15 protein-coding genes and 1 tRNA gene are annotated in these 18,273 nt (G+C 69.5%); 11 read left to right on the top strand and 5 right to left on the bottom strand.

Annotated features, from left to right (window positions below):
- The first annotated feature begins 173 nt into the window (after window positions 1–173).
- From OPU67_RS11265 to OPU67_RS11255, 3 genes are all read left to right on the top strand, one after another.
- Window positions 174–983 (top strand): DUF2189 domain-containing protein, encoded by an 810-nt coding sequence (locus tag OPU67_RS11265; protein ID WP_267619631.1) that lies wholly within the window; start codon window positions 174–176, stop codon window positions 981–983.
- Window positions 984–1,068: 85 nt separating this feature from the next.
- Window positions 1,069–2,109 carry an amidohydrolase family protein gene (locus OPU67_RS11260; protein WP_267619630.1) on the top strand — a complete coding sequence of 347 codons (1,041 nt, stop codon included), beginning with the start codon at window positions 1,069–1,071 and terminating at the stop codon, window positions 2,107–2,109.
- Between the two features lie 184 nt (window positions 2,110–2,293).
- On the top strand, window positions 2,294–3,298 hold the full coding sequence (locus tag OPU67_RS11255) for an NAD(P)H-dependent flavin oxidoreductase (protein ID WP_267619629.1): 1,005 nt from the start codon (window positions 2,294–2,296) through the stop codon (window positions 3,296–3,298).
- A 3-nt stretch (window positions 3,299–3,301) separates the two neighbouring features.
- Here the strand turns inward: OPU67_RS11255 and OPU67_RS11250 are convergent, their stop codons facing one another.
- The 3 genes from OPU67_RS11250 to OPU67_RS11240 all read right to left on the bottom strand — a co-directional run bounded on the left by OPU67_RS11250 (window position 3,302) and on the right by OPU67_RS11240 (window position 5,207).
- Window positions 3,302–3,820, bottom strand: a complete 519-nt coding sequence (locus tag OPU67_RS11250) for an AHH domain-containing protein (RefSeq protein WP_267619628.1) — start codon at window positions 3,818–3,820, stop codon at window positions 3,302–3,304.
- Window positions 3,821–3,822: 2 nt separating this feature from the next.
- Window positions 3,823–4,569, bottom strand: coding sequence for a hypothetical protein (locus OPU67_RS11245; RefSeq protein WP_267619627.1), 747 nt, complete (start codon window positions 4,567–4,569; stop codon window positions 3,823–3,825).
- 152 nt (window positions 4,570–4,721) lie between these two features.
- Window positions 4,722–5,207 (bottom strand): flavodoxin family protein, encoded by a 486-nt coding sequence (locus OPU67_RS11240; RefSeq protein WP_267619626.1) that lies wholly within the window; start codon window positions 5,205–5,207, stop codon window positions 4,722–4,724.
- An 85-nt stretch (window positions 5,208–5,292) separates the two neighbouring features.
- On the opposite strand from OPU67_RS11240, the gene recJ reads away from it, so the two are divergent.
- From recJ to phoB, 8 genes are all read left to right on the top strand, one after another.
- Window positions 5,293–7,098: a single-stranded-DNA-specific exonuclease RecJ gene (recJ, locus tag OPU67_RS11235; RefSeq protein WP_267619625.1), complete on the top strand. Its 1,806-nt coding sequence runs from the start codon at window positions 5,293–5,295 to the stop codon at window positions 7,096–7,098.
- Between the two features lie 83 nt (window positions 7,099–7,181).
- Window positions 7,182–7,256, top strand: a tRNA-Glu gene (locus tag OPU67_RS11230).
- A gap of 114 nt (window positions 7,257–7,370) precedes the next feature.
- Window positions 7,371–8,624, top strand: coding sequence for a sensor histidine kinase (locus OPU67_RS11225; protein WP_267619624.1), 1,254 nt, complete (start codon window positions 7,371–7,373; stop codon window positions 8,622–8,624).
- Between the two features lie 133 nt (window positions 8,625–8,757).
- The gene (pstC, locus tag OPU67_RS11220) at window positions 8,758–10,143 is read left to right on the top strand and encodes a phosphate ABC transporter permease subunit PstC (RefSeq protein WP_267619623.1); all 1,386 of its coding nucleotides are present in this window, start codon (window positions 8,758–8,760) and stop codon (window positions 10,141–10,143) included.
- The gene (gene pstA / locus OPU67_RS11215) at window positions 10,140–11,429 is read left to right on the top strand and encodes a phosphate ABC transporter permease PstA (RefSeq protein WP_267619622.1); all 1,290 of its coding nucleotides are present in this window, start codon (window positions 10,140–10,142) and stop codon (window positions 11,427–11,429) included. Before pstC ends, pstA begins: the two co-directional genes overlap by 4 nt.
- A 17-nt stretch (window positions 11,430–11,446) precedes the next feature.
- Entirely contained in the window at window positions 11,447–12,214 is a 768-nt protein-coding gene (gene pstB / locus OPU67_RS11210; RefSeq protein WP_267619633.1) for a phosphate ABC transporter ATP-binding protein PstB, read from the top strand.
- Window positions 12,214–12,882: a phosphate signaling complex protein PhoU gene (gene phoU / locus OPU67_RS11205; RefSeq protein WP_267619621.1), complete on the top strand. Its 669-nt coding sequence runs from the start codon at window positions 12,214–12,216 to the stop codon at window positions 12,880–12,882. The genes pstB and phoU overlap by 1 nt, the downstream gene beginning before the upstream one ends.
- Window positions 12,883–13,138: 256 nt before the next feature.
- The gene (gene phoB, locus OPU67_RS11200; protein ID WP_267619620.1) at window positions 13,139–13,828 is read left to right on the top strand and encodes a phosphate regulon transcriptional regulator PhoB; all 690 of its coding nucleotides are present in this window, start codon (window positions 13,139–13,141) and stop codon (window positions 13,826–13,828) included.
- Between the two features lie 28 nt (window positions 13,829–13,856).
- Here phoB and OPU67_RS11195 read toward each other — a convergent pair whose 3' ends face one another.
- Window positions 13,857–14,582 carry an extensin family protein gene (locus tag OPU67_RS11195; RefSeq protein ID WP_267619619.1) on the bottom strand — a complete coding sequence of 242 codons (726 nt, stop codon included), beginning with the start codon at window positions 14,580–14,582 and terminating at the stop codon, window positions 13,857–13,859.
- A complete protein-coding gene (locus tag OPU67_RS11190; protein WP_267619618.1) occupies window positions 14,582–18,247 on the bottom strand; it encodes an error-prone DNA polymerase in 3,666 nt (1,221 codons plus the stop codon). The genes OPU67_RS11195 and OPU67_RS11190 overlap by 1 nt, the downstream gene beginning before the upstream one ends.
- Window positions 18,248–18,273 lie beyond the last annotated feature (26 nt).

Raw genomic sequence — 18,273 nt, 5'->3', positions numbered from 1 at the left:
TTCGGCCGCCAATTCGGCGGTGGGCGCGCTTCAGCTTCCTCACGCTCCCGTTATCGCCGCGCGCAAGGGTGCGGCGCGGACGTTCCGCGGGCGGGGAGAAGGCCGACGGCGTCCTCTTGCGCATCGGCCCGTTTGCGCGCAGTCTGCGCCTCACAAGGGAGGAGAGACCCGCCATGGAGAGCCACTCGCGCAGCCTCGGGACTGCCGCCGCCGTGCCCCCTTCGCCGCCCGTTCCGCCCGTCGCACAGGACCTGGCATGGGCCGATCTGCGCCATGCGCTCGCCGCCGGCTGGCGCGATTTCGCCGCCATGCCGCGCTTCGGGATCTTCTTCGGCGGGGTCTATGTCCTTGTCGGCATCGCGATCGGCTGGGCGGCGCTCTCGGCAAGCAATCCCACCTGGCTGATACCCGCCATCGCCGGCTTCCCGCTGGTCGCGCCCTTCGTCGCGGTCGGGCTCTACGAAGCGAGCCGCCGGCGCGCGGCGGGCGAGGCCCTGACCTGGCGCGCGGTGCTCGGCGCCTTGAAGGGGCATGGCGACGACCAGATCCTGTCGATGGGGGTCATCGTCTTCGTCGCCTTCTCCTTCTGGATGATCATCGCCCACGCGATCTTCGCGGTGTTCATGGCCGAAAGCGGCATCGGCGCAGGAACCCTTGCCGAAACCCTCGATGCCTTCCTCACCCCCTCGGGCCTTGCCATGCTCGGCGTCGGCACCGCGGTCGGGGCGACGCTGGCCTTCGCCTTTTACGCGATGACGGTGATCAGCCTGCCGCTGCTGGTCGACCGGCGCCATGATTTCCTCACCGCGATCATCGCCAGCCTCACGCTGGTGCGGCGCAACCCGGCGGTGATGCTCGGCTGGGCGGCGCTGATCGCGGCGGTGCTGTTCCTCGCCATGCTGCCGGCCTTTCTCGGACTGGTGGTGGCGCTGCCGGTGCTCGGGCATGCGACCTGGCACCTCTATGTGCGCGCGGTCGGCTGATCACCCGGAGCCTTGCGCGGCCCGCCGGCACGGCTAGTTCTCGACACCTGCGAGCGCCGCGACAGACCGCCGCAAGGGAGAGACCATGACCGAAGCGATCCTCGAGCCCGACCTCAAGATCATCGATCCGCACCACCACCTGTGGGACCTTCGGCCGATGCTGCCGATGTTCCCGGAGCCGCACCACCCCTTCATCGCCGCCATCGCGCCCCACGCGCATTACACCTTCGACGCGCTCCACGCGCACCTGACGAGCGGGCACAACATCGTCGCCACGGTGTTCATGGAGTGCGGCGCCTTCTACAACGGCGCCTATGGCGAGGCGCTGAAGCCGGTCGGTGAGGTCGAGTTCGTGAACGGCGTGGCGGCGCAATCGGCGAGCGGGCTCTACGGGTCGGCGCGCTACTGTGCGGCCATCGTCGGCCATGCCGACCTCACGCGCGGGGCTGCGGCGGGCGCGGTGCTCGACGCGCTGGCCGCTGCCTCCCCGCGCTTCCGGGGCATCCGCCATGCCGCCGCGTGGGATGCCGACCCGGCGGTGCTCGGCGCGCCGTTTCATCACCCAGAGGGCCTCTACCGCGACGCGACCTTCCGCGCGGGGCTAGCCGAGCTCGGCAAGCGCGGGCTCACCTTCGATGCCTGGCTGCTCGAGCCGCAGCTGCCCGACCTCATCGACCTCGCCCGCGCCTTCCCCGATCAGCCGATCTGTCTCGACCATTGCGGCACGCCTGTCGGCATCGGCGCCTACAAGGGCCGCCTGCACGAACGCTTCGACGAATGGCGCCGCAACATCCGCGCGCTCGCCGCCTGCGAAAACGTCGTGGTCAAACTCGGCGGGCTCGCCATGGCCTTCTGCGCCTTGCCCGAGGAAGGCCCCTGCGCCGGGCACGGCTCGGAGCATCTCGCAGCGCTGTGGCGGCCCTATGTCGAGACCTGCATCGAAGCCTTCGGTCCGGAGCGCGCCATGTTCGAGAGCAACTATCCGGTCGATTCCTGGGGTGCGGACTATGCGGTGCTGTGGAACGCCTTCAAGCGTCTCGCACGCGGCGCGAGCGCGGAGGAGAAGGCGGCGCTCTTCGCGGGCACGGCGGCGCGGTTCTACGGGATCGAGGGAGTGCTGGACTAGCACGAACGCTTATCCGATCTCCGGTCCTGTCGAGCGAAGTCGAGACACCTGTGACCGGCCTCCCGGCTGCGCTCGAGGCGGACGGAACAGGTCTGGCCTAGATCCGCTCTCGCAAAATGCCGCTTGGCAGCGGCCCGCCGCGCGCTAGAGACGAGACGAGCAAATACGCCTCGAGGAGAGACCCATGCCCCTTCCCGCCCCCTTCGATCGCCTGCGCCTGCCGCTGATCGGGTCGCCGCTGTTCATCGTTTCCGGCCCCGAACTGGTGATCGCGCAGTGCAAGGCGGGAATCATCGGCAGCTTCCCGGCGCTGAACGCGCGGCCGCAGTCGCAGCTCGACGAATGGCTCCACCAGATCACCGAGGAACTCAGCCAGCACAACCGCGCGAACCCCGACCGCCCGGCCGCGCCCTTCGCTGTCAACCAGATCGTCCACAAGACCAACGACCGCATCGAGGCCGATATGGCGACCTGCGAGAAGTGGCAGGTGCCGATGGTCATCACCTCGCTGGGCGCGCGCGAGGAGGTCTATCAGGCGGTGAAGAACTGGGGCGGGATCACGATGCACGACGTGATCAACAACCGCTTCGCGATGAAGGCGATCGAGAAGGGCGCGACCGGGCTCATCCCTGTCGCCGCAGGGGCCGGCGGGCACGCGGGCGCGCTCTCGCCCTTCGCGCTGATGCAGGAAATCCGCGAGTGGTTCGACGGCCTCGTCGCGCTCTCGGGCGCGGTCGGGCACGGGGCAACAATCCTTGCCGCACAAGCCTTGCGCGCCGACTTCGCCTATTGCGGCAGCGCCTTCATCGCCACCAAGGAGGCGAACGCCGCCGACGGCTACAAGAATGGCATCGTCGAAGGTTCCTCGGAAGGCATCGTCTACACCAACCTCTTCACCGGGGTGCACGGCAACTACCTCAGGTCATCCATCGAGGCGGCGGGGATGGACCCCGATAACCTGCCCGAGAGCGATCCGAGCAAGATGAACTTCGGCAGCGGCGGCAACACCAAGGCCAAGGCGTGGAAGGACATCTGGGGCTCAGGGCAAGGGATCGGCACGATCAAGGCAGTCGGCACGGTCGAGGATCTCGTCGCCCGCTTCGAGCGCGAATATCACGCCGCGCGCGCGCAGCTGCTCGCCAATTCGGGCTTCACCTCGTGGGCAGCGATGGCCGAAGCGGCCGAGTAGGCTCTACTCCGCCGCCCATAGCGCCTCGGCCATCGCATCGAGCTCGGTGAAGTCGAAGCCGGTGCCGATCGGGTCCTTGCTGCTCAGCAGCATCCGCCGGCGCTCGGCCAGCAACTGCCGCCGCAGCGCGCCCTGCAACAGGTGGAGCCGCAGCAGCGCCTCGGCCAGTGCCGCTTCGGGTGCAATGGCGCGCTGTGCCGACCAGCGCGCCTCGATCCGGCCGACGCGGGCGATCACCACCGCGTTGTAGCGGTGGTGCGGGCCGCGGTGGAGCGGCATCCCGGTGCGCAAGCTGGCATCCTCGCGCGCGGGCAGCAGCAGGCCGTTGCGGCGGAAATCGTCGAAGCCGACGCTCTCGCGCCCGATCGCGGCAAACATCCGGCCGAAGCAGCGTTCCGAGAGGAGCTGGCGCGGCAGCAGATGGTGGCGCTGGAGCGCGGGGTCGTAGCCCTCGCTCCCGCGCGTGTTGACCGCGCCGAAGGCGATTTGCGTGCGGACCCTGTCGCGACCCCCCGGCGGCACGGCTACTCCCGCTGCACGCTGACACGATCGCGCATGGGCGAGGGGCGCAGCACCAGGGGCGTGCCGTCGGGCGCGATGATGCGCTCGTCCGCGTCGAGCCCGCCCCGCAGCACGAGATGATTGACGAGCCGGATGCCGAGCCGGGTGGCGGCGACCCGGTCGTTGCTCAGGGGCGGCTCGATGCGCAGCTCCTGCCCGATCCAGAAGGCAAGGCCCGTGGTCTCGAGCGCGCCGTCGGCGGTCGCCCCGAAGGCGGTGAGGCCGAGCGCCGGGAAGGGCCCGCCCTCCAGCCAGGCGGCGGCCACGCTCTCGAAGAAGCGCCGCCCGATGGCACTTTTCGTCGGGCCCCAGCCCACCGCGACGAGCGCATCGAAATGCCGCACCAGCTCGCAGGCGAGCCCGAGCAGCGCGCGCATCACCGGCATGGTGCTTCCCCCGGCGGTGAGGTGCGGACCGGGGCGCAGGGCGAGCACCTCGACGTCATCGGCCTGCGGCATTGCGGCAAGATCGAAGCGGTGGACGAGCGCCGGGAAGGGGCATTCCGGACCGGGGGCAAGCCCCGCGAGATCGAAGGTCAGCCCGTCGGACAGAAGCTCCAGCCAGTGCTGCTGCCCGGGCCACAGCGTCTCGGCATGGGGCGCGCTTTCGGGCACGGGGTCGTGGCTGATGCCGACCATCGGCCGCTGCGCCACGAAGGTGGCAAGCGCGCGCCGGTCCGGCCGCTTGCCGGGGGCAAACAGCAGGTGCAACTGGGCATCCTGAGCGCGCTGCGACGATGGAATGGTCGCGGCCCCCCTCGAACCTTGGCGGTTATCTACGAAATACGAAGGCTTACGTTTGGCCTCTTTGACCGCCAGCGTCGAGTCCCCAAAGGGAGGGGCTGCCCCATTCTGGAGCATTCTCAGAACACCCCCATCGCCAGGCCCTCGGCGAGCCCCGCGCCCAGCGCTTGCGCCTCGGCGAGGCGGGATGCGGGCACGGACTTGGGGGCGGCGATGGCCTCCGGGGTCTGCGCGCCCAAGTTGACGATCAGCGGCGGCGCGACCCGCTTCAGGCGCCATCCCGTCACGATCCGGTCGATCTGGCGCTGCGCGCCCTCCCCGTCGGAACCCGCGGCGATGATCGTCGCATAGGCGCGGCCCTCGACCTGTCCGAGCATCGGGTAGTAGGCGCGGTCGAACAGCTCCTTCATCGCGCCCGTCATGCCGCCGAGGTTTTCCGGGCAGCAGAACAGGTAGCCGCCCGCCTCCAGCAGCATCGCGGGCTCGGCCTCGGCGGCCGCGACCAGCCACGCCGCCTCCCCCGCCCCCTCGGCCGCCGCGCGCGCCAGCGCCGCGCTCGCGCCGGTGCGGCTGTGCCAGAGGATCAGGAGACGCGCGGTCGGCATGGGCGACGAGGCTGCCGCGCGCGCCTGTCGATTGTCAATGCCGAGCATCTGTCGGCACTTGCGCCTTTGCGCTAAGCAGCCGCGCATGGCCGCCCGTCCCCTCGCCTCTCCGCCCATCGCACCGGTGCTCGGCGTCGTGCGCTCCCTGTCGGGCAAGGCGTGGCGCTGGCGCGGGGGCAACATGGAGCTGGGCGCGGATGCCGGCATGGGAGGCCTCGACCGCTCGATCCTCGACCAGCTGCTGCTGACCCGCGGCGTCGCCGAGCACGATCTTGCCCGCCACGCCGCGCCCACCCTGCGCGCCTTCCTCCCCGACCCTTCCACCTTCCGCGACATGGACGCCGCCGCCGAGCGCCTTGCCGCGGCCGTTCTCGCCGGCGAGCGGGTGACGATCTACGGCGATTACGACGTCGACGGCGCGACCAGCGCGGCGCTGCTCGTCGAGCTGCTGCGCCAGCTGGGGCTGGAGGCCGCCTACTACATCCCCGACCGCCTGCTCGAAGGTTACGGCCCTTCCGGCGAGGCGCTGGTGCGGCTTGCGGAAGGCGGATCGCAGCTGATCGTCACGGTGGATTGCGGGGCGATGGCGCACGAGGCGCTGGCGATGGCCAAGGCCGTCGGGGTCGACGTTATCGTGGTCGATCACCACAAATGCGCCGCCGAGCTTCCCGAAGCCCATGCCCTCGTCAACCCCAACCGCCTCGACGAGAGCGACGCGGGCGCGGCGCACGGCCACCTTGCGGCCGTGGGCGTCGCCTTCCTGCTCGGCGTGGCGCTGGTGCGCACCCTGCGTGCGCGCGGCTGGTTCGGCGCGCATCGCCGCGAGCCCGACCTGATGGGCCTGCTCGACCTCGTCGCCCTGGGCACGGTCGCCGACGTCGCCGCGCTCCACGGCCTCAACCGCGCCTTCGTGGCGCAGGGGCTGAAAGTGCTTGCCCGGCGCGAGCGGATCGGGATGGCGGCGCTGATGGATGCAAGCCGCCTCGCCCGCGCACCGCAATGCAGCGATCTGGGCTTCGCGCTCGGCCCCCGCATCAACGCCGGCGGGCGGATCGGCGAATCGACCCTGGGCGTGCGCCTGCTGACCACCACCGACCCGGAGGAAGCCCGCGCCATCGCCGCGCAGCTCTCGCAGCTGAACGAAGAGCGCCGCGCGATCGAGGCCGCCGTGCAGGAGGCCGCCGAGGCGCAGCTCGCAGGCCAGCACAACATGGCGGTGCAGGTGCTCGCCGGGCATGGCTGGCATCCGGGCGTGATCGGGATCGTCGCCGGGCGCATCAAGGAGAAGACCGGCAAGCCCGCCGTGGTGATCGCGCTGGACGAGACGCAGGGCAAGGGCTCCGGGCGCTCGATCAGCGGGGTAGACCTAGGCGCGGCGATCATCGCCGCGCGCGAGGCCGGACTGCTGGTCGCGGGCGGAGGGCACGCGATGGCAGCGGGGTTGACCATCGATGCGGCGCGCCTCGCGGATTTCGCGGGCTTCCTCGACGAACGCCTGGCGCGCGAGGTGGAACGTGCCCGCGCCGGGGCGGCGGTGCTGCTCGATCTCGCGCTGGCGCCCGGCGGGCTGACTCCGGCGCTGGTCGAGACATTGGAAGCGGCCGGGCCCTACGGCGTCGGCTGGCCCGCGCCGCGCGTCGCGGTCGGCCCGGTCAGGATCGTCAAGGCCGAGATCGTCGGCAAGGATCACGTGCGCGTCGTTGCCAGCGGCGGGGACGGCCGCAGCTTCAAGGCGATCGCCTTCCGTGCGGCGGAGACCGAAATGGGCCAGACCCTCCTCCACCGCCATCAGGGCCGCCGCTTCCACCTCGCCGGCCGCGCGAAGATCGACGACTGGGGCAGCCGCCCGGCCGCCGAATTGCAGCTGGAAGACGCAGCCTTCGCCGACTGAAGCGGGCGCGGCACTTTTTTGCGCAACTCGGGGCTTGACCGTCCCGAAGCACCCCCCTAAAGGCGCGCTCTCGCAACCGCGACGGCCCCTTCGTCTAGCGGTTAGGACGCGGCCCTTTCACGGCTGAAACACGGGTTCGATTCCCGTAGGGGTCACCATCCTCGGATGGGTTGCAACAAGGGCGGCAGGCTTCGGCCTCGCCGCCCTTTTTGCTGCCCGCGCGCGGTGCCCGCCCTTCCCACGCCCCGCCTCAGCCTGTAAGGGCCGCCGTCATGGGCAGCAGCCAGAACATCCCCGTGGCCGGCATTGCGCTTGCGGCGGTGACCTTCGTGGCGCTGCTGATGCTCGGCACCGACGTGGTGATCGCGCTTGCGGTGCTGACCGTCTGGATCGGCTCGCTGCTGGTCGCCGCCGGGCGCCCGCCCGAACCGCCCAAGGCCAAGACCAAGCAGCCATTGAGCCTCGATGCGATCCGCGACCTCATCGAGAATTCCTCGATTCCCCTCCTCATCACCGACCGCGACACCATCGCGCTCGCCAACCGCGCGGCACGGCGGATGCTCGGGCCGCACGTGATCGGCCAGGACGCGCGCGTGGCGCTGCGCCAGCCCGAGGCGATCTCGCTGGTCAACGAGGACCGGCAAGGCGAGGCGATCGTGCGCGGGCTGGTGCGGCGCGGGGACATCTGGCAGATCAATCGTCAGGCGCTCGACGGGCGACTGGCGATGCTCGAATTCATCAACCAGACCGCCGAGGCCGACATCAGCCGGGCGCACACCGATTTCGTCGCCAATGCCAGCCACGAGCTGCGCACGCCGCTCGCCGCGATTCTCGGCTATGTCGAGACCCTGCAGGAGGGCGAGGGCGAGATCGACACCCCGCTGGCGCGGAAGTTCCTCGGCATCATCGAGCGCGAGGCCAAGCGGCTCCAGGCGCTGGTCAGCGACCTCATGAGCCTGAGCCGGGTCGAGGCGGAAAAGCACGACCTGCCCACGACCCGGATCGACCTCGCCCCGCTGGTCGAGCGCGCCGCGCGCGATGCCGCCGGGCCCGACCGGCTGGAGCGGCTGGTGCTCGACATCACGAGCGAGCCGCTGGTGCTCGGCGACACGCAGCAGCTTGAGCAGGTGGTGCGCAACCTCGTCGACAATGCCATGAAATACGGCGCGGCCGAGCGGCCGGTGACGGTGGTGCTCGATATCGCCCAGGGGGACCTTGCGCGGATCGCCGTGGCGGACGAAGGCGAGGGTATCGCGCCCGAGCAGATCCCGCATCTCACCCGCCGGTTCTATCGCACCGATCCGGGGCGTAGCCGCGCCTCGGGCGGGACGGGCCTTGGCCTTGCGATCGTCAAGCACATCGTGGAACGCCACCGCGGGCGGCTCGACATCACCAGCGAACTCGGCAAGGGGACGCGCGTGGTGGTGCGCCTGCCCCGCGCCCCTGCCGCCGACGCGCTTGCCGCCGGCGAAGCGGGGAGCGCCGCGGACCCGGATCCGGCGCCACTGCGTGCGGATTCCGGATAATGTCACAGGACTGTCTTAAAACTTGCGCATCCGCGCGCCATGAGGTGATGGGCCGTGGGGTGCGGGCAGGGCCGGTCAGACCATCCACAGCCTTCGCCCACGCCCGTCCGGCAGGAAATCACAGGTCCCCCGAATGTCGCCGATCACGCTGATCCTGATTGCCATGGGCCTCGGCCTCGTCGGCTGGCTGGCCGGCCGCGCCAAGGCGTGGAGCTTCCAGTCGGGCAGCGCGAGCGAGCGGACGGCCTCGCGGCCGATCTATCACGCCTGGTATGTGGCGCTGTGGGTGGTGATCCCGGTGCTGCTGTTCGTCGTCGCCTGGGGCATCATCGCGCCCGCCCTGATCCAGCAATCGGTGCTCGCCTCCCCGGCCGCCGAGGGCCTGCCCGCCTTCGGTTTCGAGCGCGACGCCTTCCTCGGCGAAGCGCGGGCGGTGGCGCTGGGACAGGCGCCGGGCGTCTTCAACGACGAGGCCGAGCCGCTGATCGAGCCGTTCCGCCAGGCCTATGACCGCTACAACACCATCGGCATCCTGGTCACCCTGCTGATCGCGCTGGCGGGCGGCGCGCTCGCCTTCCTGCGCCTGAAGCCGCAGTTCGGCGCGCGCACCCGGGTGGAACGCACGGTGATGAGCATTCTCCTCATCGCCTCGCTGGTGGCGATCCTGACGACGCTCGGCATCTTCGCCAGCCTCGTCTTCGAAACGGTGCGCTTCTTCGGCATGATCTCGCCGGTCGACTTCCTGCTCGGCATCAAGTGGGCGCCCGACACCATGGCGAGCCCCGACGCGGTCGACCCGAGCCGCTACGGCGCGGTGCCGCTGTTCTGGGGGACGATCTTCATCGGCGCGATCATCGCCATGATCGTCGCGATCCCGCTCGGGCTGATGAGCGCGGTCTATCTCACCCAATATGCCGACCCGCGCGTGCGCACCTGGGTCAAGCCGCTGCTCGAGCTGCTCGCGGGCGTGCCCACGGTGGTCTACGGCTATTTCGCCGCGCTCACCCTCGCCCCGCTGATCCGCAACGCCGCCGTCGCCGTCGGCATCACCAGCGCCTCGACCGAGAGCGCGCTTGCCGCGGGGCTCGTCATGGGGGTGATGATCATCCCCTTCGTCTCGTCGATGGCGGACGATTCGATGGCCGCCGTGCCGGGCGCGATGCGCGACGGGAGCCTGGCGATGGGCGCCACCAAGTCCGAGACGATCCGCCGCGTGCTGTTCCCGGCGGCCCTGCCCGGCATCGTCGCCGGGATCATGCTCGCGGTCAGCCGCGCGATCGGCGAGACGATGATCGTGGTCATGGCCGCCTCGCCCGCCGCCAATCTCACCGTCAATCCGCTGGAGCCGATGTCGACCGTCACGGTCCAGATCGTCAAGCTCCTCACCGGCGAGCAGAGCACCGATCACCCCGCCACCCTCAGCGCCTTTGCCCTGGGCTTCGTGCTGTTCATGGTGACGCTCGCTCTCAACTTCATCGCCCTGCGCGTGGTCAAGCGCTTCCGGGAGGCCTACGAATGAGCAGCGTTCCAATGGACACCGCCCCGGTCCCCGCCGCGCCGCAGTCGCTTGGCCCGACACGCACCGCCGCCTTCGAGGCGCGGCTCGCCAAGCGCTACCGGCAGGAACGCAATTTCCGCCTGATCGGCCTGTCTGCGGTCATCTTCTCGGTCGCGGTGCTGGTGTTCCTGCTCGGCACGATGCTGCTGAACGGCATCGGCGGCTTCCAGCGCGCCGAGCTCGCCGTCAGCGTCGATTTTCCGGCGACTGGCATCAGCGGCGATGCTACCTCATTGACCGCGCCCACGGCGATGCAGACGCTGGAGATGCAAGGCCTGCCCGAGATCGTCTTCGGCCTTGCCGAGGAGCAGCTCGGGGCCGATGCCGCCGCGCAGCTTTCCCCCGAGGCCTGGCGCGACGTCGCCGCGGCGCTCGCCGCCGATCCCTCGCTCATCCAGCGCACCCGGGTCTTCCACCTTCCGACCAGTTCCGCCCTCGCCTCGGGCCTTCAGGGCGAAGGCGCCGCCGAGATGCAGGCGCTGGCCAAGCGCCTCGCCGATGCCGGCAAGCTCGCGCGCAACTGGGACTGGGGCTTCCTCTCGCGCTCGGACGCCACCAGCCCGCAGGCGGTCGGCATCTGGGGCGCGCTCAAGGGCTCGATCCTCACCATGCTGGTGACGCTGGTGCTGGCCTTCCCGGTCGGTGTGCTCTCGGCGCTCTATCTCGAGGAATATGCGCCGAGGAACCGCTGGACCGACATCATCGAGGTGTCGATCAACAATCTCGCCGCGGTGCCCTCGATCATCTTCGGCCTGCTGGGCCTTGCGGTGTTCCTGTCGGTCTTCCCCAACCTGCGCTCGGCGCCGATCATCGGCGGGATGACGCTGGCACTGATGACCATGCCGGTGATCGTCATTTCCGGGAGGAACGCGATCAAGGCGGTCCCGCCCTCGATCCGCGACGGCGCGCTGGCGATCGGCGCCTCGCCGGTGCAGGTGGTGTTCCACCACGTCCTGCCGCTCGCGCTGCCGGGGATGCTGACCGGCACCATCATCGGCATGGCCCGCGCGCTGGGCGAGACCGCGCCGCTGCTGCTGATCGGGATGCGCGCCTTCGTCGCTACCCCGCCCGACGGCTTCACCTCACCCGCCACGGTGCTGCCGATGCAGATCTTCCTGTGGTCGGACGAGATCGACCGCGGCTTCGTGGAGCGCACCAGCGCGGCGATCATCGTGCTGCTGGTGTTCCTGCTCGCCATGAACGGCCTTGCCATCTACCTTCGCAACAAGTTCGAGAAACGCTGGTGACTGTGATCCATCCCGACATGGCTGACGAAGGCGCGAAGATCCGCGCGCGCGACGTCTGCGTCTATTACGGCGAAAAGCGCGCCATCGACCACGTGTCGATCGACATCTCGCCCGACTACGTGACCGCCTTCATCGGCCCCTCGGGCTGCGGCAAGTCCACCTTCCTGCGGTGCTTCAACCGCATGAACGACACGATCGGCGCGGCCAAGGTGACGGGCCTCATCGAATTGGACGGCGAGGACATCCACGGGAGCCGGATGGACGTGGTCCAGCTGCGCGCGCGCGTCGGCATGGTGTTCCAGAAGCCCAACCCCTTCCCCAAGTCGATCTACGAGAACATCGCCTACGGGCCCAAGATCCACGGCCTTGCCGAAAAGAAGGCAGATCTCGACGTGATCGTCGAACGCTCGCTGACCCGCGCGGGGCTGTGGGACGAGGTCAAGGACCGGCTCGAGGATTCGGGCACCGCGCTCTCGGGCGGGCAGCAGCAGCGCCTGTGCATCGCCCGCGCCATCGCGGTCGATCCCGAGGTGATCCTGATGGACGAGCCGGCCAGCGCCCTCGATCCCATCGCGACTGCCAAGATCGAGGAGCTGATCGACGAGCTGTCCGGCCGCTACGCGATCGTGATCGTCACCCACTCGATGCAGCAGGCCGCACGCGTCAGCCAGCGCACCGCATTCTTCCACCTCGGCAAGATGGTCGAGTATGGTCCCACCTCGGAAATCTTCACCAATCCCATCGAGGAGCGGACGAAGGACTATATCACAGGACGTTACGGCTGATGGCTGAACACACCGTCAAGGCATTCGACGAAGACATCACCCGCCTGCGCGGGCTGATCGCCGAGATGGGGGGCCTCGCCGAGGTGGCGATCGCGGAATCCCTCGACGCGCTCGTTCGCGGCGACGAGACGCTGGCCGAGCAGGTGGTCGCCCGCGACAAGCGCATCGACGCGCTCGAGGTCGAGGTCGACAAGCTCGCGGTGCGGATCATCGCCCTGCGCGCGCCGATGGCGGACGATCTGCGCGAGGTGATCGCCGCGCTCAAGATCGGCGGCGTGCTCGAGCGGATCGGGGACTATTCGAAGAACATCGCCAAGCGCACCAACATGATCGAGGGCCGCGCCCGGTTCGAGCCGCTGACGCTGCTACCGGCGATGGGCGAACTGGCGGGCGAGATGGTCCACGACGTGCTCACCGCCTATGCCGCACGCGACCCCGACATGGCGCGAGAGGTGATTGCCACGGACGTCAAGGTCGACGGGTTCTACAACTCGATCTTCCGCAACCTCGTCAGCTACATGGTCGAGAACCCCTCGACCATCTCGAGCGCGGCGCAACTCCTGTTCGTGGCCCGCAACATCGAGCGGATCGGCGACCATGCGACCAACGTCGCCGAGATGGTCCACTTCGCCGCCACCGGGGTCTATCCGCCCGAAGGCGACCGCTGAAGGGGCGATGCGCGGCAGGGGGGTGTCTGGCCCGGCCTTGCGGCGGGCCAGACCCCGCCCAGACCCCCGCCAGCCCGCCTTTGCCCCCGCCCAGACCCGCCCTTGCGGGCCGTTCCTGCGGTGTTTCACGTGAAACATGGCGGTGCGGTCGGGGCTGTTGTAAAGCTCGCGCGCGGCGTTTCATCAAACTGTCGCGCGAGTGACACATAGGCCGCAGCACCGCCCGCGCGTGCCGGGCCAAGGAGAGCATCCACCTATGTCCGCCGCCAAACTGCTGCTCGTCGAAGACGATCCCGCCCTGTCGGAACTGCTCGAATATCGCTTTCAGAACGAAGGATATTCGGTCCGCTGCACCGGCGACGGGGACGAGGCGCTGGTGCTCGCTGCGGAGGAGACGCCCGATCTCATCATCCTCGACTGGATGATCGAGGGCACCAGCGGGATCGAGGTGTGCCGCCGCTTACGCCGCGACAAGGAGACCGCACACGTGCCGATCATCATGCTGACCGCCCGCGAGGCCGAGGACGACCGGGTCCGCGGGCTCGAGACCGGCGCCGATGATTACCTCACAAAACCCTTCTCTCCCAGGGAGTTGCTGGCGCGCGTCGCGGCCGTGATGCGCCGCATCCGCCCGGCGCTAGCGGGCGAAACGATCGAGGTAGGCGATCTGAAGCTCGATCCGGTTGCCCACAAGGTCCAGCGCCGCGGCCGTCCGCTGCAGTTGGGGCCGACCGAATACCGGCTTTTGAAGTTCTTCATGGAAAGCCCCGGCCGGGTGTTCAGCCGGGGCCAGCTCCTCGACGGGGTGTGGGGCACCGGCTCCGACATCGAACTGCGCACCGTCGACGTCCACATCCGCAGGTTGAGGAAGGCGATCACCGTCGAGGGCGCAAGGGACCCGATCCGCACCGTCCGCTCGGCCGGCTACGCGCTCGAGGCCGCTTGACAAGCCGCTGACTTGGCGGCGCTTTTCGCTAGCGGCACACGCCCGACCAGCGCGCGTCCTGGTCGAGATGGAAGTGATCGGCGTGGGCGGCGTTGTAATCGGGAGAGAGCACCGTCGCGAAGCTGGCGCAGGCCCCATCGCGCACCGCGCGCAGGAAGCGGGCCTCGGGTCCATCGCCCGGCCAGTCGCGCAAGACGCTGATCCGCTTGCCATTTTCCAGCACGAAGCCGGCAATGTCGATGGCATTGCCGGTGGCGTGCTCGCTCCAGTTGCCCTCCCCGCGGCCGTAGATGCGGCGGCAGGAGTAGGCGCCGAGATGCTCGATCCGGGCAAGGTCGCTGCCCAGGATCTCCCGCGCCGCCGGTGCAACGCTGTCGCGCCGCCACAGCTCGAGCGCGATCGCCACCGGGCAGGTGACGGGCGGCGTGTCGGGCGCGAGCGGAAAATCGCCGAGCCGAGTGCGATCGGGCCTTGCGCACTCCCCCTCCCCCGCCGCCGGCAGGGCGGCAAAGGCGATCTCGCTGCGCGCGAGCACCGCGCGGCACTCGGCCAAGTCATTCTTTAGCTGCGCGAATTTCGCCCGGGTCGCCAGGCCCGGCGGATCGTTGAGGTCGAGCGGCGCCCAGGGGTTGTGCTGCGGATGCTCGAGCAGCCACTGCCAGGCGAGGATGCCCGCGACCAGCAGGGCCAGCGCAAACAGCGGCCCGCGAAGGGCGGCGAGAGGCCGCCGGGATGAGCGCGTGGGACCCGGCATCAGTGGAAATCGCGCGATTTCGGCAGGATACGGTGATCGCGCGGGTGGCCGGTGACGTTGTGCGGTGGGATCAGTTCGTCGATCAGGTCGCGCGGGCGCAGCGCCTCGCGGTCCTGCGGGGGCTTGCGGCCCGAGAGCGGCGCATTGACATGGTCGGCGCGGGCGAGCGGCGCGGAAAGCAGGTCGTCGGAGAGCATATGCAGCCGGTGTGTGGCGTCGGTCATGTGCTGCGCGATCACATGGATTACCTCGTCGTCATATTCGACGCGCCCCCGCACCTCCATCAGCCGTGCACCCATCACCACGCGGCGCTGCTTCTCCTTCAGGTCGGGCCAGACGACGAGGTTGATGACCCCGGTCTCGTCCTCGAGAGTGATGAAGCACACCCCCTTGGCGCTCCCCGGTCGCTGGCGGATCAGCACCACGCCCGCGACCTGCACCATCGAGCGGAACTTGCGCGCCCTGAGGTCGCAGGCGCGCACGAAGCCGCGTGCCCCGAGATCGGCGCGCAGGAAGGCCATCGGGTGCGCCTTCAGGCTGAGGCGGGTGGTCTGGTAATCGGCCACCACCTCCTCGGAGAGCGGCATGGCGGGAAGCCGAATGGCAGCACGCTCGCTCCCCTCCTCGCGCACCCCGGCGGCGCGGAACAGCGGGAGATCGGGCATGGACACGAGGCTGCGCGCATTCCACAGCGCCTGCCGCCGCGAGAGGCCCAATGAGGTGAAGGCATCGGCGCTGGCGAGCCGCTCGATATGCGCCGGCGAGAGGCGCGCCCGCTCGCGCAGGTCCGCGACGTCGCGGTAGGGCCCGCGCTCCTCGCGCTCGGCCACCAGCGCGGCGGCGACGTGTTCGGGCAGACCGTCGACTTGGCGCAAGCCGAGGCGCAGGGCGTGTGAGCGATCCTCCCCGGTACGGGGAGGGGGACCACCCGAAGGGTGGTGGAGGGGCGAGCCGCCGCCCGCCCCTCCACCATGCTGCGCATGGTCCTCCTCCCCCATTGGGGGAGGATTGCGCTCCAAGGTACAGTCCCAGAGACTCGCGTTCACGTCCACCGGCAGCACCGCCACCCCGTGCTCCCGCGCATCGCGCACGATCTGCGCGGGCGCATAGAAGCCCATCGGCTGCGAATTGAGGAGCGCGGCAGCAAAGGCCGCCGGATAGTGGCACTTGAGCCAGCTCGAGACGTAGACGAGCTGCGCGAAGCTCGCCGCGTGGCTTTCGGGAAAGCCGTATTCGCCAAAGCCCCTGATCTGGTTGAAGCAGCGCTGCGCGAAGTCGCGGTCGTAGCCGCGCGCGACCATGCGTTCGACCATCATGTCCTGAAGCTCGTCGACCATCCCGCGGCTGCGGAAGGTCGCCATTGCCTTCCTCAGCCGGTTGGCCTCGAGGCTGGAGAACTTCGCGGCATCCAGCGCGATCTTCATCGCCTGTTCCTGGAAGATCGGCACGCCCAAGGTGCGCCCGAGGATGCTGGTGAGCTCGTCGGGGGGACCGTGCTCGGGCGCGGGAGCGGGGATCTGCACCGGCTCGGCACCGCGGCGGCGCTTCAGGTAGGGGTGCACCATGTCGCCCTGGATCGGACCCGGCCGCACGATCGCGACCTGGATAACGAGGTCGTAGAACTCGCGCGGGCGCAGGCGCGGCAGCATATTCATCTGCGCCCGGCTTTCGACCTGGAAGACCCCGAGCGAGTCGCCCTTCCTGAGCATCGCGTAGGTCTCCGGGTCCTCGCGCGGCACGGTGGCGAGGGTCAGCGGCCGGTCGTGGTGCGCGCCCAGGAGGTCGAGGCACTTGCGGATGCAGGTCAGCATCCCCAGCGCCAGCACGTCGACCTTGAGGATGCCGAGCGCGTCGATGTCGTCCTTGTCCCACTCGATGAAGCTTCGCTCGGGCATCGCCCCGTTGCCGACCGGCACCGTCTCGATCAGCGGGCTCTCGGTGAGGATGAAGCCGCCGACGTGCTGGCCGAGATGGCGGGGCATTCCGATCATCTGCTCGGTAAGCTTGAGGACGCGGCGCAAGTGCGGGTCGGTCACGTCCATGCCGGTTTCGGCGGCGTGCTTCTCGGTGAGCTCGTTGCCCCACCCGCCCCACACGGTCCGCGCGAGCGCGGCGGTGACGTCCTCGGAGAGGCCCATGGCCTTCCCTACCTCGCGGATCGCCATGCGCGGGCGGTAGTGGATCACCGTCGCGCACAGCCCCGCGCGGTGGCGGCCATATTTGCGGTAGATGTACTGGATCACCTCCTCGCGCCGCTCGTGCTCGAAATCGACGTCGATGTCGGGCGGCTCCTTGCGTTCTTCCGAAATGAAGCGATCGAACAGCAGCTGGTGCTTGGCAGGGTCGACCGAGGTGATGCCGAGGACGTAGCAGACCGCCGAGTTGGCGGCGCTCCCCCGCCCCTGGCACAGGATCGGCGGATCGCAGCCCCGCGCGAAATCGACGATGTCCTTGATGGTGAGGAAGTAGCGGGCAAGGTCGAGCTTGGCGATCAGGGCGAGCTCGCGCTCGAGCGTCTGGCGCACGGTGTCGGGGAGGCCGTGGGGGTAGCGCCGTGCGGCCCCGGCCCAGACCTCGCTCTCAAGGTAGGCCTGCGGGGATTGGCCGTTGGGGTAGATCTCCTCCGGGTATTCGTAGCGCAGCTCGTCCAAGCTGAAGCGGCAGCGATCCGCCACCTCGCGGGCGGCGCGGATCGCGTGGGGCCAGCGGGCGAAGAGGCGCTGCATCTGCTGAGGGCTCTTCAAGTGCCGCTCGGCATTGGGGTGGAGCAGGTGGCCGGCCTTGGCGACGGTGGTCTTGTGCCGGATCGCGGTCATCACGTCCTGGAGCGCGCGGCGCTCGGGCGCATGGTAATGGACGTCGTTGGTGGCGAGCAGGCCAAGGCCGTTCGCCCGAGCGAGAGCGTCCAATCGCTCGATCCGCGCGATGTCGTCGCCGCGATAGAGATAGGCGGCGGCGAGGTGGCGCAGGGTCGGCAGTTGGCGGGTCAGATGGGGGAGAAGATCTGCGAAATGGACGGTTAAGTCGGTGGGGCCGAAGGGGCTGGGGATATGCCTCCCCTCTCGCTTGCGGGAGGGGTCGGGGGTGGGCCTGTCTTCAGGCTCGCTGCGCTCGCTCCCACCCCGAACCCCTCCCGCAAGCGGGAGGGGGATGACGTTGCTCGGCACCGCGATGGTGAACACGCCATTCAGGTCATCGGGCGGTAGCAGGATCAGTTGGACTCCCTCGCAATGCGCGGCGAGCATCGCAAGATCGATCTCGCACGCCCCCTTGTCCTGCCATTCGCCCGAGAGGGTCTGCATCCGCCCGGCGCTGATCAAGCGGCACAGGCGGCCATAGGCGGCGCGGTCCTCGGGGTAGGCGAGAAACGCGAGGCCCTCGACCGTCTCGATCCGGCAGCCGATCACCGGGCGCATCTTCAGCGTCTTCGCCTCGGTGTGGACGCGCACCACGCCCGCCATCGAGTTGACGTCGGCGATCGCAATCGCGTCGTAGCCCAACGCGTGCGCCGCCAGCACCAGGTCGACCGCGTCCGAGGCGCCGCGCAGGAAACTGAAACAGCTCGCGAGGCCCAGCTCGACGAAGGGCGCGCGCTCGGGCGGGGTGACGTCCTCCGGGTCGATCCGGAGCGTGCGCTTGTCGGGGGTGAGCGGGGCGTCGGGCACCTCAATCCTCTCCTTCAGGGGAGTGG

This window comes from Erythrobacter sp. WG (genome assembly GCF_026586795.1).
Lineage (GTDB): Bacteria > Pseudomonadota > Alphaproteobacteria > Sphingomonadales > Sphingomonadaceae > Erythrobacter.
This window is presented reverse-complemented; position numbering and strand designations above follow the sequence as displayed.

Coding starts and splice junctions, on each gene's coding strand:
- OPU67_RS11265 (WP_267619631.1), top strand. CDS start 174: ATGGAGAGCCACTCGCGCAGCCTCGGGACTGCCGCCGCCGTGCCCCCT.
- OPU67_RS11260 (WP_267619630.1), top strand. CDS start 1,069: ATGACCGAAGCGATCCTCGAGCCCGACCTCAAGATCATCGATCCGCAC.
- OPU67_RS11255 (WP_267619629.1), top strand. CDS start 2,294: ATGCCCCTTCCCGCCCCCTTCGATCGCCTGCGCCTGCCGCTGATCGGG.
- OPU67_RS11240 (WP_267619626.1), bottom strand. CDS start 5,207: ATGCCGACCGCGCGTCTCCTGATCCTCTGGCACAGCCGCACCGGCGCG.
- recJ (WP_267619625.1), top strand. CDS start 5,293: ATGGCCGCCCGTCCCCTCGCCTCTCCGCCCATCGCACCGGTGCTCGGC.
- OPU67_RS11225 (WP_267619624.1), top strand. CDS start 7,371: ATGGGCAGCAGCCAGAACATCCCCGTGGCCGGCATTGCGCTTGCGGCG.
- pstC (WP_267619623.1), top strand. CDS start 8,758: ATGTCGCCGATCACGCTGATCCTGATTGCCATGGGCCTCGGCCTCGTC.
- pstA (WP_267619622.1), top strand. CDS start 10,140: ATGAGCAGCGTTCCAATGGACACCGCCCCGGTCCCCGCCGCGCCGCAG.
- pstB (WP_267619633.1), top strand. CDS start 11,447: ATGGCTGACGAAGGCGCGAAGATCCGCGCGCGCGACGTCTGCGTCTAT.
- phoU (WP_267619621.1), top strand. CDS start 12,214: ATGGCTGAACACACCGTCAAGGCATTCGACGAAGACATCACCCGCCTG.
- phoB (WP_267619620.1), top strand. CDS start 13,139: ATGTCCGCCGCCAAACTGCTGCTCGTCGAAGACGATCCCGCCCTGTCG.
- OPU67_RS11195 (WP_267619619.1), bottom strand. CDS start 14,582: ATGCCGGGTCCCACGCGCTCATCCCGGCGGCCTCTCGCCGCCCTTCGC.